Consider the following 26,969-nt stretch of genomic DNA (forward strand, 5'->3'; position numbering starts at 1 on the left):
TTGGATGACACTATGAAAAACTGGAAATTCCCATTGGTTAGCACCTTATTATTAATGCTAACCATCAATGTACAAGCAGCACCGGTTGAACTTGACCGAGTGGTGGCGATTGTTGACGAAGGCGTAGTCCTTCAAAGTGATATTGATACTTCACTAAAAACAATAAAAATAAACGCTCAAGAAAAAAATCAACCTTTACCAGAAGAATCTATACTTCGTGAACAAGTTCTTGAAAAGCTTATTGTAGATACGATTCAAACTCAACAAGCTGAAAAAATGGGCATTCGAATTGATGATACTCGCTTAGAAGATGCGTTGAAAAGTATTGCAAAAGAAAACAATATGACACTTGCTCAACTACAGCAGAAAACAGCCGCACAAGGGCTGTCTTATGCTAGTTTTCGAGAGCAAATTCGTAAAGAGATAGCAGCAAGTGAAGCTCGAAATGCGCAAGTTCGTCGTCGTATAAACATATTGCCACAAGAAGTAGAAAGTCTCGCCTTATTACTATCAGAAGAAACTCAGGCTACCGTTCAATACAAAATAAGCCATATTCAACTACGAATAGAAGATGGTGCAACTCAAGCGGATAAAGAAGCGTTAGAGCAACAAGCAAAAGATCTAACGGAACGATTAAAGCAAGGTGCTGATTTCGCTACCATGGCATACACTTATTCAAAAGGTCCGAAAGCACTACAAGGTGGCGATTGGGGTTGGATGCGTAAAGAAGAAATGCCTACCATCTTCGCAGACCAAATTACCGGCGAAGGTAAAAATAGTATTATTGGCCCTTTCCGTTCAGGCGTTGGTTTTCATATTCTTAAAATCGATGATGTAAAAGGGCTTGAAACAATCGCAGTAACCGAAGTAAATGCACGCCATATCTTAATCAAGACCTCGGTAATCATGAGTGATGAAGGTGCACAACGTCAGCTAAATAATATTATCGCAGACATTAAAGCAGGTAATGATACCTTTGCCGAAATGGCTAAACGCTATAGCCAAGATCCAGGCTCTGCCGCAAAAGATGGTGAATTAGGCTTCCAAACCCCTGATTTATACGTTCCTGAATTTAAGCACCAAATAGAAACATTACCAATAGGGCAGATAAGTGCACCATTTAAAACAGTTCATGGCTGGCATATTGCTGAAGTATTAGAGCGTCGCCAAGTTGATAGAACGGATGCAGCAATGAAAAATAAAGCTTACCGCATTCTAATGAACCGTAAGTTTAACGAAGAATCAGGTGCTTGGTTACAAGAAATAAGAGCAAGTGCTTACGTCGAAATATTACAAGATAATGATAGCAGTGATGAAAATGAATAATATTAAACGTATAGCTATCACCCCAGGTGAGCCCGCGGGTATTGGTCCAGATCTTGTTCTTACTATTGCACAACAAGATTGGCCTCATCAGTTGGTTATCTGTGGTAATCGAACGGCATTAGAACAAAGAGCAAAACAATTAAAGTTATCAATTAATATTGAAAACTACGATGTAAATACACCCGCAAAATCTCATCGTGCTGGGACATTAATTGTAGATAACATCGAATTAGGCACAGACGTTATTGCTGGTCAGCTAAATGAAGTGAATGGTCACTATGTATTAGAAACCTTAACGCGCGCCGCTCAAGGTAATATGGATGGTGAGTTTGATGCCGTAGTTACCGGCCCAGTACACAAAGGGGTAATTAATCGTGCAGGTGTTGCTTTTAGTGGCCATACCGAGTTCTTTGCCGAATTATCTAATACACAACAAGTTGTAATGATGCTAGCAACAGAGGGACTTCGCGTTGCGTTAGTAACTACTCACATACCTTTAGCTTATGTCGCTAAAGCAATTACTGATGACCGATTAAAACAAGTCATTCGAATCTTACATCAAGATTTAATCACTAAGTTTGGCATCATTAACCCTGCTATTTTTGTCTGTGGATTAAATCCGCATGCAGGTGAAGATGGCTGTCTTGGTCGCGAAGAAATTGATATCATAGCGCCTGCATTAAATGAATTACGTGAAGAAGAAGGCATGAACTTAATCGGTCCATTGCCAGCAGACACGTTATTTCAAGATAAATACCTACAAGAAGCGGACGCGGTACTCGCTATGTATCACGATCAAGGGCTTCCTGTGCTAAAATTTAAAGGCTTTGGAAAATCGGTAAACATTACGTTAGGTTTACCTTTCATCCGAACCTCCGTAGACCATGGTACTGCATTGGAATTAGCAGGTACTGGAAAAGCAGATGCAGGAAGCTTTATTACCGCACTTACCCATGCAATTGAACTGGTAGAAAATAAATGAGTACAAGAAATGATGTCCATTTAGGCCATAAAGCGAAGAAACGCTTTGGTCAGAACTTCTTAAATGACCCTTATGTGATCGATGGAATCGTATCTGCAATTAATCCTCTACCAGGCCAAAACCTAGTAGAAATTGGTCCAGGTCTTGGTGCTATCACTGAACCTGTTGGCCGTGAAATTGACAAATTTACCGTTATTGAACTTGACCGTGACTTGGCTGCTCGTTTACGTACGCACCCAGAACTAGGTAGCAAACTAACGATTCATGAAGGCGACGCAATGCGCTTCGACTTCACGCAACTTATCCAAGAAGGTAATAAATTACGTATTTTTGGTAACTTGCCATATAACATCTCAACACCTTTAATGTTCCACCTTTTTGAGTTTCATAAAGACATCCAAGACATGCACTTTATGCTACAAAAAGAAGTGGTTAACCGTCTAGCTGCGGGTCCTGGGACTAAAGCTTATGGTCGCCTAACCGTTATGGCACAATATTACTGTAGAGTAATGCCTGTACTTGAAGTGCCACCAACAGCATTTGTTCCACCACCGAAAGTTGATTCTGCGGTTGTTCGCTTAGTGCCTTATGAAGTACTTCCATATCCGGCAAAAAACCTAAAGTGGCTTGATCGTGTATGCCGTGAAGGCTTTAATCAGCGTCGTAAAACAGTTCGTAACTGTTTTAAAGCATTACTAACTAGAGAGCAGCTAGAAGAATTAGGCATCAATCCTACTCTTCGCCCTGAAAACTTAACGTTAGAACAATTTGTAACGATGGCAAACTGGTTAAATGATAACTTCCAAGCTGAATCAAAAGAATCAGCTTAAGTCTTTATACATGACTAACAACTAGTAAATAAAAGGTGACTTCATTGTCACCTTTTTTCTATCTATTTTATACCCAACTAATAAAAGGAAAGGGACATGGCAACGTATTTTGTGGGTGATATTCAAGGGTGTTTAGACGAACTACTTTTACTTTTAGAACAGGTTAATTTCGATAGAGAATACGATCAGCTCTGGTTAACTGGCGATCTTGTTGCTCGCGGACCTAAATCATTAGAAACCCTTCGCTTTGTAAAATCATTAGGGAAAGCCGCTGTCACCATTCTTGGAAACCATGACCTTCACTTACTTGCTGTATCTCAGGGCATTTCTCGTGTCAAAGAGAAAGATAAAACCGCCCCTATTTTCTCCGCGCCAGACAGTAAAGAATTATTAACGTGGTTACGCCAACAACCTTTATTAGCCATTCACCCTGAGCATAATATTGTCATGAGTCATGCTGGTATTTCTCCTCAATGGGACATCAATATAGCGATGGAATGCGCTCGTGAAGTTGAAGCGATTTTACAATCAGATAAATGGATTTGGTTATTAGAGAATATGTACGAAAACCATCCTGATTTATGGCGAGCAGATCTTACTGGTATCGAGCGTTATCGCTATATTATCAACGCCTTTACACGCATGCGTTTTTGTTTTAATGACGCAAGATTAGATATGGATTGTAAACAACCTCCACAGGACTTATCAGCAGAAGATAAAGATAAATTAGTCCCTTGGTTTGAGTTAAGCTCTCGCCTTCCTCTAACTCATAGAGTCATATTTGGCCATTGGGCAGCTTTGATGGGACATGAAGGAAATGACGTAATAGCGCTGGATACAGGTTGTGTCTGGGGGGAGTATATGACGATGTATCGTGTTGATGATGGGAAGTATTTTACTCAAAAAGCGTTGAGCTAGAAACGATACGCTTCGCTGACTAGAGACTATAAGAGCAAAGAATTCAGATCGGTCGTAAACTCCCTAGCAGAGTTCAGAGTTAAACGCTGAAATATCAACGACCACTTCTGAATTCTGCTAGCGAAGCGATCTGAACCCTGCTCTTACTTTTCTAGAACCACAAACTCCATATCGTACTTATTCTTTTCATCTTTCAAATACGTTTCAGAATGAGCCGGCTTCCAACCCTCACCCCAATCTGGAAATTGAGTATCACCTTCGATATCAGCATCGATAAACGTAAGATACAGTTTGTCAGCATCAGCAAGACAGGCTTGATAAATTGAACCACCACCAATGACCATTAGCTCGTCAATATCACCAGCGACTTGTTTCGCTTCATCAATTGAAGTCACACAAGTGACCCCTTCAATCTTCAGATTCACATCGCGGCTTAATACAATATTTAAACGACCCGGCAAAGGGCGACCAATCGATTCATAGGTTTTACGCCCCATTACAATTGGCTTACCCATAGTGCATTGCTTAAACCATCCAAAATCAGCAGGTAAGTGCCATGGCATTTGGTTATCAATACCAATAATACGATTCTTTGCCATTGCGGCGATCATGCTAATTTTCAAAACTATTCCTTATATATTCAGATTTAAACAATCGACTTTCTACGGTAAAACAGTAGACCAGGCATAGCAAGACCAATTGCTAATGCTGCTATTGTAAATAAAGTTTTAACTAGATTATCAATCATCAACCCCCACAGTTCCGGTGAATAACCAAGATGGTTAATCTCTACAACAGCAATCATTGCCTTAAAGGCAAAAACACCAGGGATCATCGGAATTAGTGCTGCTACGGTAAATACTTTAGGATGAGCAAGAAAACGATGAGACCAATGCACTCCGATCATACCCACCGTTGTTGCGGCGCATAGTGTCGCCCACTCTAATGGTGCACCATAATGCATTAGTAAGAATCGAGTACCATGTCCAATTGCTCCACCAATTGCACAATATTTTAAAGCCTTTACCGGTACATTAAAAACGAGAGCAAAACCTACCGCGGGGATCATTGCAAAAAACATATCGTTTAATAATGCTAAGAATAATTCAACCATCGCATTCGTCATTATATTGTCCATCAGTTAATCCACCCCCATACGCCGACTAAATTCATAGCACCAACAATACCAATACTGGTTGATAACGTAAGCAGAGTGGCAAATGTCCAACGCGCAATTCCCATATTCACGTAGCCTTTCACCATATCTGCAACAGCATTAATTAAGGGAAAACCGGGAACCAACATCAAAACAGAAGAAGCCATTGCAAGAAAGGGAGTATTTCCAATATTAAAAACAACAGCTTGAGAAGAAATAATAGTAGTAACGAAGGCTGTTATGCCGAAGTTCAGTAATGGATTGAAGTGCCGATGCCCAATCTCTTGTCTAACAATCATCCCTAAAGAAGAAGCAAGAAATGTCATTATAAAAACAGGCCAATCACCACCGGCTAAGCGACAAAAACTGGCGCAAGATAATCCAATCATCACAACCACAAGCCAACGATTATATCTTTCCGGACTAATCGCATCTAACTTTATAGCGGCTTCATGTCTATCTAATAAGCCTTTTTCAGACATAATGCAGATCCGTTGGATCTCTGTCACGGCTCTCATATTTATACCGCGATCAGGCGCTCTACGAGCTGTTGTCATGCAATGTTCATTTATCACTGTCGTAATTACAAGTGAGCTTGCTGATAGTGATATTTCAACGTCATCTGCTCCAACTGCAAGTCCTAATCGTCGACTCACATCTGAAACTAAGCTACTTTCAGCACCATGTTGAAGTAACATTTGCCCAGTTTTAGCGACTAGGCGTGATATTTCCCTTTGCTTTTCGTCCATTTTCTTCGTAATAGTTAACTAAATGAACCTCCATTCTAAGCTATTCATTTTTATCTTTAATGACTTAAATAAAAAAAACCGCAACAAGTGCGGTTTTTTATAATAATTATCTTGATTTAGACTTAATCACGAGCATAGATAACATGACCGTCATCTTCTTCGTCATCCCAATCATCATCATCGTCACCGTCTTCAGTAACTACGTTTTTACCTGACATTGCGTCTTTATGGTAATCATCCCACATGAAGTCAACTTTAAGCTCTGCTTTTTCTTCATCTGTCATAATTTCTTTTGGTAAAGTATCCATAAAGTCAGACAGCTCATTACAAACTTCTTGAGTACCTGTACGACTTACCGCAGCAATCTTAAAGTGAGCGCCTTCCCAAGCTAACGCTTCTAAGATCTCAGAGATCTTTTCATTCGCTTCTTCTTCAAGAAGAAGATCCGTCTTGTTAAATAATAACCAACGAGGTTTTCTAGCTACTTTTTCACTGTAACGCTCTAACTCATCAATGATAGTTAATGCATTTTGAACAGGATCACTGCCATCAATAGGAAGAATATCAATCACATGAAGCAAGACACGACAACGCTCAAGGTGTTTCAAGAAACGAACACCAAGGCCTGCACCTTCAGCTGCACCTTCAATCAGACCAGGAATATCCGCAATAACGAAGCTCTTATTACCACGAGCACGAACCACACCTAAGCTAGGGATAAGGGTCGTAAATGGATAATCAGCTACTTTTGGTTTTGCTGCAGATACTGCGCGAATAAAGGTTGATTTACCGGCATTTGGTAAACCAAGCATACCAACATCAGCAAGCAAAAGAAGCTCTAGACGAAGCTCACGAACTTCACCTTTTGTTCCCATTGTCTTTTGACGAGGAGCACGGTTAACCGATGATTTAAAACGAGTATTACCTAAACCATGCCAGCCGCCTTTAGCAACCATGATCTTCATACCGTGAGCCATTAGTTCTGCAACTTTCTCACCAGTATCAATATCAATAGCACGCGTACCTACAGGTACTTTCAACGTAATGTCTGCACCACGTCGACCAGTACTATTAGTACCACCACCATTTTTACCACGCTCAGCGTCGTAAAAACGATTAAAGCGGTAATCAATAAGTGTATTTAGGTTTTCATCCGCTTCTAGGTAAACATCACCACCGTCGCCGCCATCACCGCCATCAGGGCCGCCTTTAGCAACAAACTTTTCACGCCAAAAACTAACAGTACCGTTACCGCCGTCGCCTGCATCTACTTTAATTGTCGCTTCATCAACGAATTTCATTTTCTTCTCCGAGCTGTAGCGCTGGTAATCTTTTCAGTAATTGTCCATTCAGATACAAGCTTTTCACTGTAAATCAAAATGACATTATGAGAATGGATCTTCTATGATCTTTACGCTACGTAATATATAAACATAGTCACTAGTTAAGTATTCTAGCATTTAAACTCATTAGTAATACCAACCTAATAGAAGTATAAATGACAAAATAATTAACTGGTGACTATCCATAAATAAAAAGCCCCGCCAAGTGGCAGGGCTTTTAAAATTAGTTTTTAAAAACGATTATTCAGCGTCGATAGAAACGAATTTACGGTTTTTAGGACCTTTAACTTCAAATTTCACTTTACCTTCAGATAGAGCGAATAGAGTATGGTCTTTACCGATGCCTACGTTAGTACCAGCGTGGAATTTAGTACCACGTTGACGAACGATGATGTTACCTGCAAGAACAGATTCGCCACCGAAACGCTTAACACCAAGACGTTTACTTTCTGAATCGCGGCCGTTACGAGTAGAACCGCCAGCTTTTTTATGTGCCATTTTTTATTCTCCTTAAATTAAGCGCTGATGCCAGTGATTCTGACTTCAGTGAACCATTGACGATGGCCCTGTTGCTTACGAGAATGCTTACGACGACGGAACTTAACGATTTTAATTTTATCGCCACGACCGTGCTGAACTACTTCCGCAGTTACTTTACCGCCAGCTACTAAAGGTGCACCAACAGTGATTTCTTCACCGTTAGCAATCATAAGAACGTTGTCGAAATCAACTGTTGCGCCAGTCTCAACGTCTAATTTTTCCAAGCGAAGAGTTTGACCTTCACTTACACGGTGTTGTTTACCACCAGATTGGAAAACAGCGTACATATTTTACTCCGCTACTTTCGCACTACCATATATTTTGTTTACTCAACAATTTTGGTGTGCGTTAAACTTGTCATCAATAGGGTCCGGATTCTACGCGAATGATTTCAATCTGACAACCCAAAATTGAAGAAAAATGATGAAAAATGATGAAAAGATAAACGAAATAGTCAATCGGCTAAAAGAGAGGAATTTTCGACTGTATTGCTACCCTCAATTTAGTGTATTATTTATGTAATCACTTATTACAATAAAGCCTAACTTAGGCCCTAACCTTGCTGGAAGAATAATGGATTTTAAAGCTATCCAAGCCCTCACGGCTGATGACATGGCAATCGTAAATGAAACCATCCTAGCTCAACTGAATTCAGACGTTGCGCTTATCAACCAACTTGGTTTTTACATTGTAAGCGGCGGTGGTAAACGCTTGCGTCCAGTGCTTGCCATTTTATCTGCAAAAGCACTTGGATACGAAGGTAAAGATCACACTATGGCTGCGGCCTTTATTGAGTTTATTCATACTGCCACGCTGCTTCACGATGACGTGGTAGATGAATCAGATATGCGTCGCGGAAAAGCAACAGCTAACGCTGAATTTGGTAATGCTGCAAGCGTACTCGTTGGTGACTTTATCTACACTCGCTCATTTCAAATGATGACAAGCCTAGGATCCATAAAGATCCTTAGTCTTATGAGTGAATCTGTTAACGTGATCGCCGAAGGTGAAGTACTTCAATTAATGAATTGTAATGATCCTAACACCACCGAAGAAAGCTATATGCAGGTTATCTATTCTAAAACCGCTCGTTTATTTGAAGCTGCAACTCAGATTGGCGCGATCCTAAATGATGCACCCCAAGAGATCGAAACCGCATTACAAAACTACGGTAAATACTTAGGTACCGCTTTCCAATTGATCGATGACGTAATGGATTACACCTCAGACGGTGAAGACATGGGTAAAAATGTCGGTGACGATCTTGCTGAAGGAAAACCAACCCTTCCTCTATTACATGCAATGAATCATGGTAATAAAGAGCAAGCGGCAATGATCCGTGAAGCAATAGAAAACGGAAACGGCTTAGATAAACTAGAACCTATTCTTGCCTGTATGAAAGAAGTAGGATCTTTAGAATACACAAAACAAAAAGCCGATGAAGAAGCGGATAAAGCAATTGCTGAATTAACCATGTTGCCAGAGTCTGAATATAAAGAGGCATTAAAAGCTTTAGCCCATTTAGCGGTAAAACGCAGTAAGTAGTCTTAATAAAAATACAATATAAAAAGGGCAGATAGATCACTATCTGCCCTTTTTTAAATCAGTTAATAATTCGTTATTTAACGAACTCTTCACCAATCGTAATATCGCCTTTCAATGTTTCTAGCATATTAGAAAGTGCTTCTTGCTCAAATGCACTCAGTTCACCATAAGACTGAACTTCTTCTACGCCATTTTTACCAAGTAGGATTGGTTGTGCAAAGAAACGAGTATGCTCGCCATTACCTTCAACATAAGCACATTCAACAACACCTTTCTCACCACTAAGCGCTCTTACTAGCGATAAACCAAAACGACATGCCGCTTGGCCCATTGAAAGTGTCGCTGAACCACCACCGGCTTTTGCTTCTACTACTTCAGTACCCGCATTTTGAATGCGCGGCGTTAATGCAACAACCTCTTCAGCAGTAAACTCAACCCCTTCAACTTGAGAAAGAAGAGGAAGTATTGTAACCCCTGAGTGACCGCCAATAACAGGAACACGGATCTCTCTTGGATCTTTATCTTTTAGCTCAGCGACAAACGTTTCAGAACGGATCACATCCAGTGTTGTAATACCAAACAGTTTATTCTTATCGTATACACCTGCTTTTTTAAGTACTTCTGCAGCTATTGCTACTGTTGTATTTACAGGGTTAGTGATAATACCAATGCATGCATTTGGGCATGTCACTGCAATTTTTTCAGCTAATGACTTCACGATGCCAGCATTTATATTGAAAAGATCTGAACGATCCATACCTGGTTTACGGGCAACACCTGCTGAGATTAAAACAACATCTGCATTATCAAGAGCAGGTGTTGGATCTTCACCACAGTAACCTTTAATAGAAACAGGTGTTGGGATATGGCTAAGATCCGCAGCCACACCTGGCGTTACTGGTGCAATATCATAAAGCGCAAGATCAGATCCTGCAGGTAATTGATTCTTAAGAAGTAATGCTAAAGCTTGTCCGATGCCACCTGCGGCGCCAATAACAGCAACTTTCATGTTGGTTCTCCTTGAGTATGTAGAGGTAATATTTTTATTATTAATTTATTTTCAAACTGAAAGTGACGTTATAGCAAGCTTAAATTAAATTCAATGCTATTCGCTTCGCTTTGCGACCTTACGCAATGACATCCTAATCGTGCTATAAATTCCCCGCGACTCTACTTGCATTTATCCTTGTTTGTAAATGAAATTGTCTTACGAATTAGAGATATTGAATCAGGTAAAGTGAATAATACATGAGTAAGTATTCACAGAAATGCCATTATGATTTGGTTATACCTAAATAATTATGCGAGAATAGTTAGAATTATTGCAAAAAGAATCAGACATCATGCGAAATAGTGAAAAGCAAGAACTACTAGTTAAAGAATTTAAATCCATTCTGAAAGCAGAACGATTTGGTTCGCAAGGTGAAATAGTTGATGCGCTTCGAAACTCAGGTTTCGATAACATCAATCAATCAAAAGTTTCACGAATGCTAACTAAATTTGGCGCTGTTCGTACTCGTAATGCAAAAATGGAAATGGTGTACTGCCTTCCTATTGAACTGGGTGTACCAACGGTTTCAAGTTCTTTACGTGAACTGGTTATGGATATTGATTATAACAATGCGCTGGTAGTCATTCATACTGGACCTGGTGCAGCTCAGTTAATTGCTCGCTTATTAGATTCTTTGGGGAAATCTGAAGGTATTTTAGGTGTTGTTGCTGGTGATGATACTATCTTCATTACACCAACAAGAAGCATCGAAGTATCAAAACTATTCGATTCTGTTTGTGATCTATTCGAATACAGTATTTAAAAATCAATTCTTTAATAAAGATCGCTTTTGAGATAAAAACGATCTTTTTCCTACAAGTTCTCCTCATAAAACTCACCATCAAATGCTAAATAAATGTTAACACCGCACATTATGCTAACTATTAATAGAATCAATAGTTATTTATTTCACAGTTTTGACATAATTTAATTAACACTATTTTAAAAAGTACGCATTAGTTTGCTATCATTCATACGCCATTTCTGTAACAGGAAATTTAAAGCGCTTCACAATGAAGTGAATAAATACGGTTTCTTACTCTCATTATCTCTCTCGTTTTAGAGATTATTTTAAATAGCAAAGAAACTCCATAATAAAGGAAGGGAATAACATGGCATTAGGAAAAGTACTTAAAGCAAGCGCTATCGCTACAGCAATGATAGGTGCGAGCATGGGTAGCGTAAGTGCTCAAGAATTTATTACGATTGGTACAGGTTCAGTAACTGGTGTTTACTACCCAACGGGTGGTGCTATCTGTAAATTAGTAAACAAAGATCGTAAAGAGCATAATGTTCGTTGTTCTGTTGAATCTACTGGTGGTTCTATCTACAACGTAAATACGATGCGTTCAGGCGAACTAGACTTTGGTATCGTTCAATCAGATTGGCAGTACCATGGTTATAACGGCACAAGCAAATTTGAAGCTCAAGGCCCTTACAAGAAACTGCGTGCTATGTTCTCTCTTCATACCGAACCTTTTAACATTATCGCTCGTACTGATTCAGGCATTAACAACGTCGCTGACCTTGAAGGAAAACGTGTAAACATTGGTAACCCAGGCTCTGGTGACCGTGCAACAATGGGTGTTGTTATGGATGCAATGGGTTGGACAAATGATAGCTTTAAGCTTGCTTCAGAACTAAAAGGATCTGAGCGCTCTCAAGCACTTTGTGACAACAAAATTGATGCATTTATCTATATGGTTGGTCACCCAAATGGTTCAATCAAAGAAGCAACAACATCATGTGATGCAAAACTAGTATCCGCGACTGGTCCTAAAATTGATAAGATCGTAGCTGATAACCCTTACTACGCATACAGTACAGTTCCTGCTGGCATGTACCGTGGCACGGAAGGCGATGTAAATAGTTTTGGTGTAGCTGCAACAATGGTGACTACTTCAGATGTTTCTGATGAAGTTGCCTACAGCGTAGCAAAGGCTGTATTTGAAAACTTCAATACATTCAAACGTCTTCACCCTGCATTTGCAACACTGAAAAAAGAAGACATGGTAAAAGCCGGTCTTTCTATCCCGCTACACCCTGGTGCAGTGAAATATTACAAAGAAGTTGGTCTACTAAAATAGTATTTCTTCTGCGTGCGCGACATGTAATAAATAGCGCAACTATAAATCGAAGAGGCCAAATGGTCTCTTCGTTTCTTCGCAACACTTCTGATCTTTCCATGCAACGGATAACAATTAATAAGAAAACGGATTTGAAGATCAGTTCTTTCTAGCCTATATATTGGCTACATTCAGTAATCTAATACTTAATGATTGAGTATTAGCTTCGACCATCACTAAGGAAAAGTACATGACGCAGTCGTCACAAGATGTGCAAGAAATGGTGGCCCAATCTGATACTGGTGCTCGTTCACCGCACGGATTATCTGGCCGTATTTTATGGTTTGTTCCACTATGTTGGTCTTTATTCCAACTTTGGTATGCTTCCCCTTTACCGTTCATTTTTGATTTCGGCATACTTAACGATACAGAAGCTCGTTCAATACATTTAGCATTCGCTATCTTTTTAGCTTTCACTGCTTATCCTGCACTTAAAAATTCACCAAGAGATCGTATTCCTGCAATAGATTGGGTTCTTGCTTTTGCAGGTAGTTTTTCTGCTGCTTATATTTATATTTTCTATGCTCAATTGGCCGATCGTTCTGGTGCACCAACAACCCCTGATATTATTGCTTCAGTCCTAGGTATGGTGCTATTACTTGAAGCAACTCGACGTGCTTTAGGTCCACCACTAATGGTTGTAGCAGCCGTGTTCTTGCTTTACACCTTTGCTGGTCCTCATATGCCAGATGTGATCGCACATAAAGGCGCAAGCTTAAATAAAGCAATGTCACATCTATGGTTAACAACAGAAGGTGTTTTTGGTGTTGCCTTAGGCGTTTCAACCTCTTTCGTTTTCTTGTTTGTACTTTTTGGTGCCATGCTAGAAAAGGCGGGGGCTGGTGCTTACTTCATTAAAGTCGCCTTCTCTTTACTTGGTCATATGAAAGGCGGTCCTGCAAAAGCAGCCGTTGTGGCTTCTGGTTTATCAGGCCTTGTTTCTGGTTCATCGATTGCAAACGTAGTAACAACGGGAACTTTTACTATCCCATTAATGAAACGAGTGGGATTCTCTGGCGAAAAAGCGGGGGCCGTTGAAGTTGCCGCATCAACAAATGGTCAATTAACACCACCAATTATGGGCGCTGCTGCATTCTTGATGGTTGAATATGTTGGTATCTCTTATGTTGAAGTAATTAAAGCCGCTTTATTGCCAGCCTTAATCTCTTATATTGCACTGCTTTATATTGTTCACCTTGAAGCCTGTAAAGCTGGGATGAAAGGTCTTCCTCGTCGCCATACTCCAACATTAGTACATAGCTTATTGTCTTTTACAGGCACGATTCTTGGCTTGTGCGTCATGAGTGCAGCCGTGTATTACGGTATTGGTTGGACAAAAGATGTCTTCGGTGCCGCAGCAACACCAATTGTCACTGTTGCCCTACTGCTTTCTTATGTCGGCTTAGTTAGTATTTCTGCTAGATATCAAGAGCATGCCATGATGGCGATTGATGAAGAACTGACTGAAGTTCCGGATCCCGGTCCAACCATCAAATCAGGCTTACATTTCTTATTACCTATTGTGGTATTAGTTTGGTGTTTGACCGTTGAACGCTTCTCTCCAGGATTATCTGCATTTTGGGCATCTGTATTTATGATCTTCATTTTACTGACTCAACGCCCATTAATAGGCTTCTTTGCTAAAGAAGGTAATGCCGTAAACCACGTAAAACAAGGGTTTGATGACTTACTAGAAAGTTTGGTCTCTGGAGCTCGAAACATGATCGGTATCGGCGTTGCTACAGCAGCAGCAGGTACCGTCGTGGGGGTTGTCACCTTAACGGGTATTGGTCTAGTAATGACTGATTTCGTTGAGTTTATTTCTGGTGGCAATATTATTTTTATGTTGTTATTTACTGCCGTGATCAGTTTGATTTTAGGTATGGGTCTACCAACAACAGCTAACTATATTGTTGTCTCTACCTTAATGGCTCCTGTTATCGTGACTTTAGGCGCTGCTCACGGTTTAATTATCCCATTAATTGCCGTACATCTATTCGTGTTCTATTTTGGTATTTTAGCCGATGATACACCGCCTGTGGGGCTTGCTGCATTCGCAGCCGCTGCAATAGCAAAATCAGACCCAATACGTACCGGTATTCAAGGTTTCACTTACGATATCCGTACCGCGATATTGCCTTTCATGTTTGTTTTTAATACGCAATTACTGTTAATGGGGATCGATTCTTGGTGGCACTTAGCTCTCACCATTATTTCATCAATCATTGCGATGTTGACCTTCTCTGCTGCAACGCAAGGCTGGTGGTTTACAAAAACAAAATGGTGGGAAGTTGTTCTATTACTCTTAATCACGTTCTCATTATTCCGTCCCGGTTTTTGGTGGGATAAGATCTATCCTGCTAAAGATTATTATCAAGGTATTGAGATTGCTCAAATTGCTGAAGACCTAAATGTGGGACAATCCCTCACATTAGAAGTTGTTGGTCAAAACCTTGAAGGCGATGTCATTAGTAAAACGGTTCGTTTACCTTTTGAAGATCGAGCCGTCTCTGGTGAAGAACGAGTCAGCTCTATGGGTCTAATGTTATCTGAAATTGATAATAAGATGATTGTAGATATGGTCGAATTTGGCAGCCCAGCCGAAGCTTCAGGTATAGATTTTGATTGGGAAATAAAGAATGTGGTTCTTGATGCAGACCGCCCATTAAAAGAGTGGGTATTTGTACCAACCCTTCTTCTTCTGTTTGCACTTGGCTTTAATCAGCGTCGTCGAGCTAAAAAGGAAAACTTGGCGGCATAAATTAATGAATGGAATCTAAGGGGAGAAGAACTCCCCTAATTAGGTAATAAAAAATTATGTATAAACAAATTTTGGTTCCAGTAGATTTAAATGACAAAGGCTTCGCTGATAAAGCGGTTGAACTTGCAGTTTGGCACGCAAAACATTCTAACGCTGAACTGCATTTATTAAATGTGTTACCTGGGATCCATATGTCAATGGTGTCGACTTATTTTCCTAAAGGTGCAGCAAAGCAAATGAAGGAAGATGTGTCAAAGCAACTGAATGAATTTGCGGCTAAGTTTGTAGACGAAGACGTGGTATACAGAGTACACGTTGCAGAAGGCAAACCTTATGTCACTATTTTAGATTACGCTGAACGCCTAGGTGCAGATCTAATCGTAATGCCAAGCCATAAACGATCTAAAATTGATAAAGTAATGTTGGGGTCTGTGGCGAGCAAAGTCGTAGAAAACTCACCAATTAATGTTATGGTTGTTAAACCTCAGGGTTAATTTTCCTATAACTGAAAATAAAAAAGGAGCCGGTGAGCTCCTTTTTTTTAGTTATATATTAAACGGCTACTGCTTAGGTAACGTTTTATAGTCAGGTCTTATTGGCGCAATATTCATTGAATCTAATACGCCTGATTTCGCTTCAGGATAAAACTCACAAGGTGCGAATAAACTGATGAATTTGTCCGTTTCTGGATGGTAAAAGCTCAGCTCAGCAGAGTGCAGTTGCAAACGCTCAGAAGACGCTAGAGCCTCTTCACAAGCATAAAACTCATCTCCGACAATCTCATGCCCCTCTTCCATCATATGCACTCGCAGTTGATGAGAACGGCCCGTAATCGGTAATAAGCGCACTAATGTTGTCTTATCTTCAACTTGTATCACTTGATACCCAGTTTGTGAGGGCTTTCCATGCTCGTAACACACCATTTGGCGTGGACGATTTGGCCAATCACAAATTAACGGTAAATCGATATGCCCTTCTGTTTTCTCAACTTTTCCCCATACTCGTGCGTAATACACTTTATGAGTTAAGCGATACTGAAACTGCTTTTTAATGTGCCTTTCCGCTTCTTTATATAAAGCAAAAATCATCAGCCCAGACGTCGACATATCAAGGCGGTGCACAAGCTGAGCATCTGGAAACTCAGCAATAACACGAGACCATACACTGTCATAGTGCTCTGAAGCTCTGCCGGGATTAGAGAGTAATCCCGCAGGTTTATTCACCGCAAGAATCGCTTCATCTTGATAAACAATATTAAGCGGTTCCATTGGTGGGTTGTACTCAAGCATTGCCATGATTAGTTATGGCTCACGACGATTAAACGCAGTGAATCAAGCTGTACTTGAGCTTTACCAATATAAGCTGAAAGCTCGCTCATTTGTGTTTCAATTTGAGTTAACTCTTCATCGCGAATATTTGGGTTTACTGCCTTTAACGCTTGCAAACGCTCTAGCTCAGTATTTAATGCCGTTTTCATTTCAGCGTTTGCATCGACTCGGACAGCTTCAATACGATCTTCAATGCTAACTTCAGCTTTATCAATCAGCGCGTGAATGTCTTTTTGCACAGAGTTAACCAGCTTACTTGCCATATGGCGATTAACAGGACTTAGTTGACGGTTAAAGCTTTCAAATTCAACTTGAGCCGATAAATCATTACCTTTGCTATCCATCATCAAACGAATTGGAGTCTTAGGTAAGAAGCGCCCAATACCACTTTGCTTAGGTGCTTGTGCATCCACCACATAGATCAATTCAAGTAATAATGTACCTACTGGTAAGGCTTTGTTTTTCAATAAAGAAACAGCCGTTGCACCGACACCCTCGGTAAGAACTAAATCAATGCCACCTTGAATCATTGGATGTTCCCAACTGATTAAGTTCATATCCTCACGAGATAGTGCCGTTTCACGATCAAACGTGATAGTACAACCTTCATAAGGTAAACCTGGGTAGCTCGACACCAACATATTTTCTGCAGGTGTAACAACAATGGCATTTTCACCTTTGTCATCCTGATTCAAACCAATAGTATCAAACAGGTTTAATGCAAAATTAACTAGATTAATATCGCCATCTGTCGCCGCAATTTTTTCGGCAAGTTTTTTTGCTTTATCACCGCCATTAGAATGAACTTCTAATAAACGATCTCGCCCTTGTTCTAACTGTACTTTTAACGCTTTGTTTAATGCCGCTGACTCTTCAATCAGAGGTTCTAATCCATCTGATTTACCCGTTGCTAAAATAGCGATAATCGCATCCGAGAATTTTTCATACACAGCACGACCAGTAGGACAGGTTTCACCAAAGGCATTAAGGCCTTCATCAAACCAACGAGCCAGTAATTCTTGAGATGTGCCTTGTAGATACGGAACATGGATTTCAATATCACGTTTTTGACCAATACGGTCCAAACGACCAATACGTTGCTCAAGTAGATCAGGATTAAACGGTAGATCAAACATCACTAATTGATTAGCAAACTGGAAGTTACGACCTTCAGAACCGATCTCTGAACAGATAAGAACCTGAGCCCCACCTTCTTCTTGTGCAAAATAAGCAGCGGCTTTATCTCGTTCGATAATAGACATGCCTTCATGGAAAACCGTACCACGAATACCTTCACGCTCACGTAATGCTTGTTCTAGTTGCAATGCAGTTGAAGCACGAGAAGCGATAATCAATACTTTCTCGTTACGGTTTTCTTTTAGTAATTCAAGCAACCAGTTTACACGGGGATCAAACTGCCACCACGTCGCACTATCACCTTCAAATTCTTGAAAGATTTCTTCTGGATAAAGCATTTTCATTGCACGAGCTTCATCACTCATGCGGCCGCCCATCATAGTCGCAACACGCATTGACGTTGCGTACTGCGATGGTAGAGGCATTGGCATTAAATTTAAGTTACGTAATGGGAAACCTTTAATTGCAGCACGAGTATTACGGAATAACACACGCCCTGTACCATGACGATCCATTAAGTTATCGACTAACTCTTGACGTGCCTTTGCTTGTTCTTCTTCTGATGCAGAAGATTCAATAATTCTAAATAGAGGCTCAGCATCTTGCTCAGAAAGCAGATCTGCAATGCGATTTTTCGCTTCATTCGATAGCTTATCACCACTCATTAACGCTGTGACCGCATCAGCAACAGGCTGATATTGACGCTCTTCTTCAACAAACGCGTCATAATCGTAGAAACGATCTGGATCTAATAAACGTAAACGAGCAAAGTGGCTTTCATGACCTAGCTGTTCAGGCGTTGCCGTTAGCAGTAAAACACCTGCCGTTTCTTCTGCAATCGCTTCAATCACTTGATATTCACGGCTTGGTTTTGTTTGATTCCACTCAAGGTGATGTGCTTCATCGACAACAAGAAGATCCCAATCAGCTTCAACCACTTGCTCAAATCGACGTTTACTTCTGCGAATAAAATCTAATGAACACAATACAAGTTGTGCCGTATCAAATGGGTTTTCTGAATCCGCATAAGACTCAATGCAACGCTCTTCATCAAAAATAGAAAAATGCAGGTTGAAACGACGCATCATTTCGACCAACCATTGATGTTGCAACGTTTCAGGAACAACAATTAATACACGCTCTGCACGACCAGAAAGTACTTGTTGGTGAATGATCATACCGGCTTCAATCGTTTTACCTAAACCCACTTCATCGGCAAGTAAAACACGAGGGGCATAACGACGGCCAACTTCTTGAGCAATATATAGCTGATGAGGGATCAAACCAGCACGCATACCACACAAACCACGCATTGGGTTTTTATGTTGTTCATATTGATTTTTAAGTGCACGGAAACGTAGCGCAAAACGATCCATACGGTCAATTTGACCAGCGAATAATTTATCTTGAGGTTTATTAAAACGGATTTGGTGGCTTAATAACGTTTCTCGAAGAACTACGTTTGCTTCATCAGTATCTGTTCTTGTACCAATATAAGTTAATAATCCACCCTCTTCGATAACGTCTTCAACTTCCAAAGACCAACCTTCATGACTTTCAATTGTATCGCCTTTATTGAACATCACTCGGGTAACGGGTGCATCCTGTTTTGCGTATAAACGGTTTTCTTCTGATGCGGCAAAAAGTATAGATACGGTTCTATCGTCAACAGCAACCACTGTTCCTAAACCCAAATCACTTTCTGTATCACTGATCCAACGTTGGCCCAAAGCAAATGACATAGTAGTAATACACCTCAAAATTAATTAATTTATTTTATATAGAGTGAGAATTTATAATGAACCGAGAATAGACAGCCTTAAAATGGCGAGGTTCAAAAGGGCGCCAATCTTACTGTATGAGAGCAGTTAGGTCACGCCTATTTATCATAAAACTGAGTGTAGTCGATTATACCCAATTTGAGAGTGAAAAGTTTACTTAACCGCTTGTAAGTATCGCACTAATTGCATCGGATTATCTTGCGTTTCTAGGTCGCTCATATTTCCATAACTCAATATTTTCTGCTGACATATAAAAGCATAATGAGAAGCCAATGCTTTTGCATCCTGCAAACTGTGCGTTACCATCAGTACAGTTAAATTTTGTGTTTCAATTAATTGCTTTATCAACAAAATCATCTCCTCTTTTAACATGGGGTCAAGAGCAGAAAAAGGCTCATCTAAGAGTAACACTGGCTTCTTTTGAACAAGACATCGAGCTAATGCTACACGCTGTTTTTGTCCTCCTGAAAGTTGATCAGGCAAACGATGTAATAATGTATCGACACCAACTTGTTGAGCTGCATTTTGTACCTGATTTTTCTCAATATCTGTCAGACGCAAATTTGCTTTTATACCCAAACCAATATTATCTGCAATCGATAAATGGGCAAAAAGATTATGCTCTTGAAATAGCATCGACAATGGGCGTTGATGAGGCGCTAGTGATAACAAGGATTGTTGCTCAATAGTGATATCACCAGATTCAGGTGTAATAAATCCTGCTAATAAACTGAGTAATGTACTTTTCCCTGCGCCACTAGGCCCTAGAATTGCAACGACATCACCTTGATTTACTGCCAACTCAAATTCAAACAACTCTGAATGGTAACGATATTTCACATCAGAAAAACTTAACATTATGCTTCACCTTGATCCTTAGAGGAAAATAGCCATTCCACGATGCTAAATACCCCCACACTCAAAACTAATAAACTTAGAGAAATAACGGCGGCAGCCTCCATTTGATAGCTACCTAATAATTGAAATAGGTATAACGGCAAGGTTCTAAAATCTTGACTGCCAAACAAGGCGATAGCACTTAAATCTCCTACTGACATAATAAATGCTATCGCAAATGCATGAGCCATTGGCTTTCTTAACGCTCGCCATTCAATCAATCGAAAACGAGTAAATCCGTAAAGCCCTAAGCTTGCTGATAATAGTTGATATTGTTGTGCAATATGAAGTAATGGTTGAGCTAATGTTTTTATCACATAAGGCAGAGCCATTAATGCATTAACCAGTACCACAACCCAAATCGCTATTGAAAATACGTCCGTTATGTTTCGCAACAATAAAAATAACCCAGTGCTAATCACTAATCCTGGGGTGACTAAGATCATCGTCCCCATCAAATCTAATTTATCCGCTAATAAACGCTTTTGATTTAGTCTTAATGCTCTTGTCGTATGCAATAAAATAACGCCAAAAACCATAGCTAGTATTGCTGCACTTAACGCTACAATCAAAGAGTTGACCAATGCTAACCAAAATTCAGACGATGTTAGCACTGTTATCAACGCTGAATTTAGACCACTAATCACAACCATAAATAGCGGCGGTAATAAGAATAAAATAAGAAATACAATCCAAACTCTATCCCATAGTCGCTCTTTGGTTGAATCTTGATATAGCACTGCTTGATGTATAGACGCCGAATCAACAGCTACCGATGTTGAAAAACGTTGGATAATTAAAGAAAGTACGCCGCATAATAGCATCTGCCACAAAGCTAAAATTGCACCTGATTGTAAATCAAAATCAAATTTAATTGCTTGATAAATCGCGAGTTCAATTGTCGTTGACTTAGGCCCCCCCCCTAACGCCATGACCGTAGCAAAACTGGTAAAGCACAACATAAAAACCAAACCAGCAACATGAGGAAGTTGCTGTTTAACTCTAGGCCAAGCAACCAATCTATACTTATTCCAACCAGCTAATCCTAAATGAGCCGATAATTGGTGCTGCTCAGTAGGAATTGAATCTAAGGTTTGTAAAAAAAGTCGTGTCGCAAAGGGAAAATTAAAAAAAACATGCGCCAGTAAAATGCCATTTAAACCATAAATAGAAAAAGGAAGTGAATAACCAAAAGACGCCAATAGATCAGCAAGGAGACCGCTATTCCCATAGATAGACAATAAACCAAACACACCAACCAACACTGGTAAAACAAGCGTTGTAGCACAGAGTTTTAGCAACAAGCCTCGACCTAAAAATTGTCGACGTGATAATGCATATGCGGTCGGAATCGCAAGGCTAATACTAAGTAAAGTGGATAGAAATGCTTGGTATAAACTAAATTTCGTAATATAGCGGTAATAAGGATCAAACCAAATTAGACTTAAATCCAAGCTTGGTGATTCAAAAAACAAAGCACTGATCGCTCCACCAACAAAGCCAACGATAACAATTGCAATGAAATATCCCAAAACAGGGACAGAGTTATAAGAAGAGGTAATTTTCATAGTTGCCAAAAGAAAGGAGCACAATAGTGCCCCTTATTTCAATATTAGAATGTCAGGGCGTGTTGCCACTCACGGATCCATGATTTACGTTGTTGCGAAATCACTTGTGAATTAAATGACAGTGCTTTACTTGGTACTGTTAAGCTATCAAACCCCTTAGGTAAAGCGACATCCGTCACAGGATACATCCAGTTACCTGTTGGCATCGCTGATTGAAACTTATCACTTAAAACAAATTCAAGGAACTCATCCGCTAGTTTATTATTTTGAGAGCTTTTTACTTTCGCCGCCACTTCTACTTGAGTGTAGTGACCTTCAGAAAAATTAGCCGCTGCAAATCTATCGTCTTTTTCAGCAACCAAATGATACGCTGGAGAAGAGGTATAAGATAAAACTAAATCAGATTCGCCTTCTAAAAACATATTGTAAGCTTCAGACCAACCTTTAGTTACGGTAACCGTTTTCTTAGCCAGTTGTTTCCATGCTTGCGGCGCATCATCACCATAGACTGATTTCATCCACAGCAATAAACCTTGACCTGGTGTTGACGTTCTTGGGTCTTGATAAATGACTTTTAAATCATCACGAGTTTCAACTAACTCTTTTAAACTTTTTGGTGGATTTTTTACTTTTTCTTTATTGTAAACAAAGGCAAAGTAACCAAAGTCATAAGGAACAAAGGTAGTATCGTTCCAGCCACCCGGTAAAGTGACAGAATCGGTATTAACTTGGTGCTGAGCTAATAACCCTGTCGCCTTCGCTTCTGCCATTAAGTTATTATCTAAACCTAACACGACATCTGCTTTTGCATTTTTTCCTTCTAAACGAAGTCGATTCAAAATAGAAACACCATCATCAAGTGCAACCAATTTTAAATCACAACCACATTGCGCTTCAAAAGCCGCTTCAATGGTTGGTCCTGGGCCCCAATCAGCGGCAAAAGAATCATAGGTATAAACAGTTAGGGTATCTGCAGCAGAAACAGAAAAAGAAGATGCCGCGACGATAGCTAACGCTGTCGGCAATAATTTAAATGGAGAGGAAATAGAAAGAGTGTTCATTATGTGCGCTTACATCCTTTTGAGCGGCACAGAATTAAGTTGATATTCTCAAGGAGGATGTCATCTCAATCCCTACGCCAGCATTATCTGATTCAGGTAGTACGGGTTTAAGCCAGTATTCTCCAATACTCACTAATCTCAGCTAGTCGCTCCCCGATGAGAGGCCATATTGTATGTGTGAATGATTTAATGAGCCAGAGGTTTATTAAACCTTCTGACGCTGATCATATCCCCAGCGAGGAACAAGCCCTTGCTCTACACCTAAATGGTCTAATATCCGGGCAACCATAAAATCAATTAAGTCTTCAATAGATTTAGGTTGATGATAAAAGCCTGGCGCTGCTGGCATAATCGTTGTGCCCATTTGAGATAGCTTCAACATATTCTCTAAATGCAACGTTGAAAATGGGGTTTCTCGGACAACAAGAATTAATTGTCCACGTTCCTTTAATACGACATCAGCAGCGCGTTCAATAAGATTATCTGAAATACCGTGAGCAATAGAGGCAACACTACCTGCAGAGCACGGGCACACAATCATTTGTTTTGGTGCCGCTGAACCTGAAGCGACAGGAGAGAACCAATCTTCTTTGCCGCACACTGTTAAATTCTCAGCCTTACAGGCTAAGTGCTCAACCAAAGCCACTTTCATTGCATCAGGGCCACTTGGTAGCTTTAAATCATGCTCTGTTGCCATCACTACTCGAGCAGCTGACGATATTAAAAAATAAACATGATAATCAGCAGCAAGTAAGCACTCTAACAGCCTTAATCCATAAGGAGCGCCTGATGCTCCTGTCATGGCTAATGTGATCGCTTTCTTTTTGGATTTCATTTATTGGCTCAACTTATCAAGTAATTTACCGTGAATGCCTTCAAAACCACCATTGCTCATGACTAATATCTGATCGCCTGGTTGTGCTTCTGCCACAATCATATCAACAAAGCAGTCAATATCATTATGGGTATAAGCGGGCTGAGTGCATTGTTGTGCAACATCATCTACCGACCAAGTGATATTATCTGGCTGGAAAAGATAAACCGAATCGGCTGCATGCAGAGAAGCCGCCAACGTATCTTTGTGAACGCCTAATTTCATGGTGCTTGATCGAGGCTCTAGTACCGCAATAATTTTCTTATCGCCCACTTTATTACGTAAGCCACCTAGCGTTAGATCAATCGCTGTCGGATGATGTGCGAAATCATCATAAACGCTCACACCATTCACTTCACCTTTCAACTCAAGACGACGCTTAGTATTAATAAATTTACCTAACGCTTCACAAGCTAAATCGGGAGTAACACCCACATGACGAGCAGAAGCTACCACCATCAATGCATTACTGACATTATGATCGCCGACTAAATCCCAATCAACCTGACCAACTTTCTCATCTTCAAAGTAAAGTTCAAATGAACTGCCGTCTTTCTTAAGCTTATTAGCTTTCCATTGACCACCTTCACCAGTAAATTCAAGCTCACTCCAACAACCTTGAGCGAGTACTTGCTCTAGTGGCTTATCTTGTGTTGGTGCAAAAATACGTCCGGTACTTGGAACCGTTCTAATTAAATGGTGGAATTGACGCTGAATAGCAGCAAGATCATCAAAAATATCGGCATGATCAAACTCTAGGTTATTCAGCACTAAAGTTCGTGGACGGTAATGAACAAACTTTGAACGTTTATCAAAAAAAGCACTGTCATATTCATCCGCTTCAACGACAAAAAACATACTTTCGCCTAATCGAGCGGATTCTCCAAAATTACCAAGTACGCCACCAACTAAGAAACCAGGTTTGTAACCACACTCTTCAAGAACCCATGCAAGCATACTTGCTGTCGTTGTTTTACCATGCGTTCCTGCAACAGCCATAACCCAGCGATCTTGCAATAGAAACTCTTGTAACCATTGTGGCCCTGAGGTGTATTTAAGATTTTTATCTAATACATACTCGACACAAGGGTTACCACGACTCATCGCATTACCAATCACAACAAGGTCTGGAGCAGGATCTAGCTGACTTGGATTAAAGCCTTCAATAATCTCAATGCCTTGAGATTCTAATAACGTACTCATCGGGGGATATACGTTAGCATCGCATCCCGTAACTTTATGCCCAAGTTGACGAGCCAATGTTGCAGCGCCTCCCATGAAGGTGCCACAAATACCAAGAATATGAATATGCATAATAAAAAACCGTCTTATATTAAATTAAGTGAGTAACCTCGATACAGAGTTACTTCAATACTCTTAAAAAGTTCTATGTTATAGAATGAATTACAGCAAACAGTAACACAACTACTGTAAAAATAAATCAGTACCTAACCCCACTTATCATTGATATCTAATAACAGAGAATAAAGGAATAACTATGTCTGAAATAAGAACCCTCGGTGAGTTTATTGTTGCAAAGCAACATGACTTTCCTCATGCAAGTGGAGAGTTATCATCACTAATTGGTTCAATTAAGTTGGCTGCTAAAATTGTAAACCGTGAAATTAACAAAGCTGGACTTGTTGATATTACTGGTGCTTCTGGTGAAGAAAATATTCAAGGTGAACAACAACAAAAACTGGACCTTTACGCTAACGATAAATTTAAAGCCGCATTAGAAAATCGAGATCAAGTCTGTGGCGTTGCGAGTGAAGAAGAAGATGAAGCGGTTGCTTTTAATAAAGAACTAAATCAAAACGCTAAATACGTCGTATTAATGGACCCATTAGATGGCTCATCAAATATTGATGTCAATGTCTCTGTAGGTACTATTTTCTCTATATACCGTCGTATATCCCCAATTGGAACTCCGGCAATAGAAGAAGATTTCCTCCAACCAGGTAATAAACAAGTAGCTGCGGGTTATATTATCTATGGCTCTTCTACCATGCTTGTTTACACAACAGGAAATGGTGTTCATGGGTTTACTTATGACCCATCCCTTGGGGTATTTTGTTTATCTCATGAGAATATGAAAGTCCCTGAAGATGGAAGTATCTATTCTATTAATGAGGGGAATTACATTCGATTCCCTGAAGGAGTTAAACAATATCTAAAGTATTGCCAAGAAATAAAACCAGAAGATAACCGCCCATATACTTCACGTTATATCGGGTCTCTTGTTGCAGATTTCCATAGGAACTTACTTAAAGGTGGGATCTATCTCTACCCAAGTACTCAAGCTTACCCAAATGGTAAATTAAGACTACTTTATGAATGTAATCCAATGGCAATGCTAATCGAGGAAGCGGGGGGTAAAGCGACAGATGGTGAGCAACGTATCCTTGATATCAAACCAACAGAATTGCACCAACGTGTTCCCTTCTTTGTTGGGTCTATCAATATGGTAAATAAAGTTCAGGATTTTCTGGATGAATGGCAAGATTAATAATTAATTTCATATAGTTCAGATACAAAAAAACCGAGTCCTAAGACTCGGTTTTTTCTTGAAACTACTACTGATTACTCAGCTGCAGCTTCTACTTCTGGGCGATCTACAAGCTCAATGTAAGCCATTGGCGCTTTATCACCTGTACGGAAACCGCACTTCAGAATACGAGTATAACCACCAGCACGTTGTGCAAAGCGTGGACCTAACTCGGTAAATAGTTTTGCTACAACTTCGTTATCACGAGTGCGAGCAAACGCTAGACGACGGTTAGCAACACTGTCTGTCTTAGCTAATGTAATCAAAGGCTCAACTACACGACGAAGCTCTTTTGCTTTTGGTACAGTCGTCTTGATAATCTCGTGACGAACCAAAGAGCAAGCCATATTGCTAAACATAGCTTTACGGTGGCTGCTGTTGCGGTTGAGTTGACGACCACTCTTACGATGGCGCATGACCTAATCCTTCTAACTAGATAATTAGTGAA

At 40.1% G+C, this 26,969-nt stretch carries 25 protein-coding genes and 1 riboswitch; of the genes, 10 read left to right on the forward strand and 15 right to left on the reverse strand.

The features are described from left to right. Window positions 1-12 precede the first annotated feature (12 nt). From surA to apaH, 4 genes are all read left to right on the forward strand, one after another. Window positions 13-1,326 (forward strand): peptidylprolyl isomerase SurA, encoded by a 1,314-nt coding sequence (gene surA, locus A6E03_RS19385; protein ID WP_065592239.1) that lies wholly within the window; start codon window positions 13-15, stop codon window positions 1,324-1,326. After that, complete coding sequence (gene pdxA, locus A6E03_RS19390) at window positions 1,319-2,308, forward strand: 4-hydroxythreonine-4-phosphate dehydrogenase PdxA (protein ID WP_083190355.1); 990 nt, start codon at window positions 1,319-1,321, stop codon at window positions 2,306-2,308. Before surA ends, pdxA begins: the two co-directional genes overlap by 8 nt. Further along, entirely contained in the window at window positions 2,305-3,138 is an 834-nt protein-coding gene (gene rsmA, locus A6E03_RS19395; protein WP_065592241.1) for a 16S rRNA (adenine(1518)-N(6)/adenine(1519)-N(6))-dimethyltransferase RsmA, read from the forward strand. Before pdxA ends, rsmA begins: the two co-directional genes overlap by 4 nt. Before the next feature lie 96 nt (window positions 3,139-3,234). Beyond that, the gene (gene apaH, locus A6E03_RS19400) at window positions 3,235-4,056 is read left to right on the forward strand and encodes a bis(5'-nucleosyl)-tetraphosphatase (symmetrical) ApaH (RefSeq protein ID WP_065601569.1); all 822 of its coding nucleotides are present in this window, start codon (window positions 3,235-3,237) and stop codon (window positions 4,054-4,056) included. 143 nt (window positions 4,057-4,199) lie between these two features. Here apaH and folA read toward each other — a convergent pair whose 3' ends face one another. The 6 genes from folA to rplU form a co-directional block, all read right to left on the reverse strand. Beyond that, on the reverse strand, window positions 4,200-4,679 hold the full coding sequence (gene folA, locus A6E03_RS19405; protein WP_065601570.1) for a type 3 dihydrofolate reductase: 480 nt from the start codon (window positions 4,677-4,679) through the stop codon (window positions 4,200-4,202). Window positions 4,680-4,702: 23 nt separating this feature from the next. Next, window positions 4,703-5,194 (reverse strand): threonine/serine exporter family protein, encoded by a 492-nt coding sequence (locus A6E03_RS19410; protein ID WP_065592244.1) that lies wholly within the window; start codon window positions 5,192-5,194, stop codon window positions 4,703-4,705. Continuing rightward, window positions 5,194-5,961 carry a threonine/serine exporter ThrE family protein gene (locus tag A6E03_RS19415; protein WP_065592245.1) on the reverse strand — a complete coding sequence of 256 codons (768 nt, stop codon included), beginning with the start codon at window positions 5,959-5,961 and terminating at the stop codon, window positions 5,194-5,196. The genes A6E03_RS19410 and A6E03_RS19415 overlap by 1 nt, the downstream gene beginning before the upstream one ends. A 122-nt stretch (window positions 5,962-6,083) precedes the next feature. Continuing rightward, complete coding sequence (cgtA, locus tag A6E03_RS19420) at window positions 6,084-7,262, reverse strand: Obg family GTPase CgtA (protein WP_065592246.1); 1,179 nt, start codon at window positions 7,260-7,262, stop codon at window positions 6,084-6,086. 282 nt (window positions 7,263-7,544) lie between these two features. Next, complete coding sequence (gene rpmA / locus A6E03_RS19425) at window positions 7,545-7,802, reverse strand: 50S ribosomal protein L27 (RefSeq protein ID WP_012549189.1); 258 nt, start codon at window positions 7,800-7,802, stop codon at window positions 7,545-7,547. A gap of 17 nt (window positions 7,803-7,819) precedes the next feature. Next, complete coding sequence (gene rplU, locus A6E03_RS19430; protein WP_060993942.1) at window positions 7,820-8,131, reverse strand: 50S ribosomal protein L21; 312 nt, start codon at window positions 8,129-8,131, stop codon at window positions 7,820-7,822. A gap of 286 nt (window positions 8,132-8,417) precedes the next feature. On the opposite strand from rplU, the gene ispB reads away from it, so the two are divergent. Next, a complete protein-coding gene (gene ispB / locus A6E03_RS19435) occupies window positions 8,418-9,389 on the forward strand; it encodes an octaprenyl diphosphate synthase (RefSeq protein ID WP_065592247.1) in 972 nt (323 codons plus the stop codon). A 73-nt stretch (window positions 9,390-9,462) separates the two neighbouring features. On the opposite strand, the gene mdh is transcribed toward ispB, so the two are convergent. After that, window positions 9,463-10,398, reverse strand: a complete 936-nt coding sequence (gene mdh, locus A6E03_RS19440) for a malate dehydrogenase (protein WP_065601571.1) — start codon at window positions 10,396-10,398, stop codon at window positions 9,463-9,465. A gap of 334 nt (window positions 10,399-10,732) precedes the next feature. Here mdh and argR point away from each other — a divergent pair, with 334 nt between their 5' ends. The 4 genes from argR (at window position 10,733) to A6E03_RS19460 (ending at window position 15,821) form a co-directional block, all read left to right on the forward strand. Then, on the forward strand, window positions 10,733-11,203 hold the full coding sequence (gene argR / locus A6E03_RS19445; RefSeq protein WP_065592249.1) for a transcriptional regulator ArgR: 471 nt from the start codon (window positions 10,733-10,735) through the stop codon (window positions 11,201-11,203). Window positions 11,204-11,552: 349 nt separating this feature from the next. After that, a complete protein-coding gene (locus A6E03_RS19450; protein ID WP_065601572.1) occupies window positions 11,553-12,527 on the forward strand; it encodes a TAXI family TRAP transporter solute-binding subunit in 975 nt (324 codons plus the stop codon). Between the two features lie 229 nt (window positions 12,528-12,756). Beyond that, complete coding sequence (locus A6E03_RS19455; RefSeq protein ID WP_065601573.1) at window positions 12,757-15,327, forward strand: TRAP transporter permease; 2,571 nt, start codon at window positions 12,757-12,759, stop codon at window positions 15,325-15,327. A 56-nt stretch (window positions 15,328-15,383) separates the two neighbouring features. Next, the gene (locus tag A6E03_RS19460) at window positions 15,384-15,821 is read left to right on the forward strand and encodes a universal stress protein (protein WP_065592252.1); all 438 of its coding nucleotides are present in this window, start codon (window positions 15,384-15,386) and stop codon (window positions 15,819-15,821) included. A gap of 66 nt (window positions 15,822-15,887) precedes the next feature. On the opposite strand, the gene A6E03_RS19465 is transcribed toward A6E03_RS19460, so the two are convergent. From A6E03_RS19465 to mpl, 7 genes are all read right to left on the reverse strand, one after another. Then, a complete protein-coding gene (locus A6E03_RS19465) occupies window positions 15,888-16,622 on the reverse strand; it encodes a pseudouridine synthase (protein ID WP_065601574.1) in 735 nt (244 codons plus the stop codon). Window positions 16,623-16,624: 2 nt separating this feature from the next. Continuing rightward, window positions 16,625-19,534, reverse strand: a complete 2,910-nt coding sequence (gene rapA / locus A6E03_RS19470; protein ID WP_065592254.1) for an RNA polymerase-associated protein RapA — start codon at window positions 19,532-19,534, stop codon at window positions 16,625-16,627. A 192-nt stretch (window positions 19,535-19,726) separates the two neighbouring features. Then, window positions 19,727-20,431, reverse strand: a complete 705-nt coding sequence (gene thiQ, locus A6E03_RS19475; RefSeq protein WP_065601575.1) for a thiamine ABC transporter ATP-binding protein — start codon at window positions 20,429-20,431, stop codon at window positions 19,727-19,729. Beyond that, window positions 20,431-22,038 (reverse strand): thiamine/thiamine pyrophosphate ABC transporter permease ThiP, encoded by a 1,608-nt coding sequence (gene thiP, locus A6E03_RS19480; protein WP_065601576.1) that lies wholly within the window; start codon window positions 22,036-22,038, stop codon window positions 20,431-20,433. Before thiP ends, thiQ begins: the two co-directional genes overlap by 1 nt. 44 nt (window positions 22,039-22,082) lie before the next feature. Beyond that, complete coding sequence (gene thiB / locus A6E03_RS19485; RefSeq protein WP_065592257.1) at window positions 22,083-23,099, reverse strand: thiamine ABC transporter substrate binding subunit; 1,017 nt, start codon at window positions 23,097-23,099, stop codon at window positions 22,083-22,085. 52 nt (window positions 23,100-23,151) lie between these two features. Beyond that, window positions 23,152-23,265, reverse strand: a riboswitch (TPP riboswitch). 39 nt (window positions 23,266-23,304) lie between these two features. Then, window positions 23,305-23,934: a flavin prenyltransferase UbiX gene (locus A6E03_RS19490; protein WP_065592258.1), complete on the reverse strand. Its 630-nt coding sequence runs from the start codon at window positions 23,932-23,934 to the stop codon at window positions 23,305-23,307. Continuing rightward, entirely contained in the window at window positions 23,935-25,287 is a 1,353-nt protein-coding gene (gene mpl / locus A6E03_RS19495) for a UDP-N-acetylmuramate:L-alanyl-gamma-D-glutamyl-meso-diaminopimelate ligase (RefSeq protein ID WP_065592259.1), read from the reverse strand. A 184-nt stretch (window positions 25,288-25,471) separates the two neighbouring features. Between mpl and fbp the strand changes: the two genes are divergently transcribed. After that, window positions 25,472-26,482 carry a class 1 fructose-bisphosphatase gene (gene fbp, locus A6E03_RS19500; RefSeq protein WP_065592260.1) on the forward strand — a complete coding sequence of 337 codons (1,011 nt, stop codon included), beginning with the start codon at window positions 25,472-25,474 and terminating at the stop codon, window positions 26,480-26,482. A 74-nt stretch (window positions 26,483-26,556) separates the two neighbouring features. Here fbp and rplQ read toward each other — a convergent pair whose 3' ends face one another. Further along, window positions 26,557-26,937, reverse strand: coding sequence for a 50S ribosomal protein L17 (gene rplQ / locus A6E03_RS19505; RefSeq protein WP_012549173.1), 381 nt, complete (start codon window positions 26,935-26,937; stop codon window positions 26,557-26,559). Between the last annotated feature and the right edge of the window lie 32 nt (window positions 26,938-26,969).

Source organism: Aliivibrio sp. 1S128 (assembly GCF_001691065.1).
GTDB lineage: Bacteria > Pseudomonadota > Gammaproteobacteria > Enterobacterales > Vibrionaceae > Aliivibrio.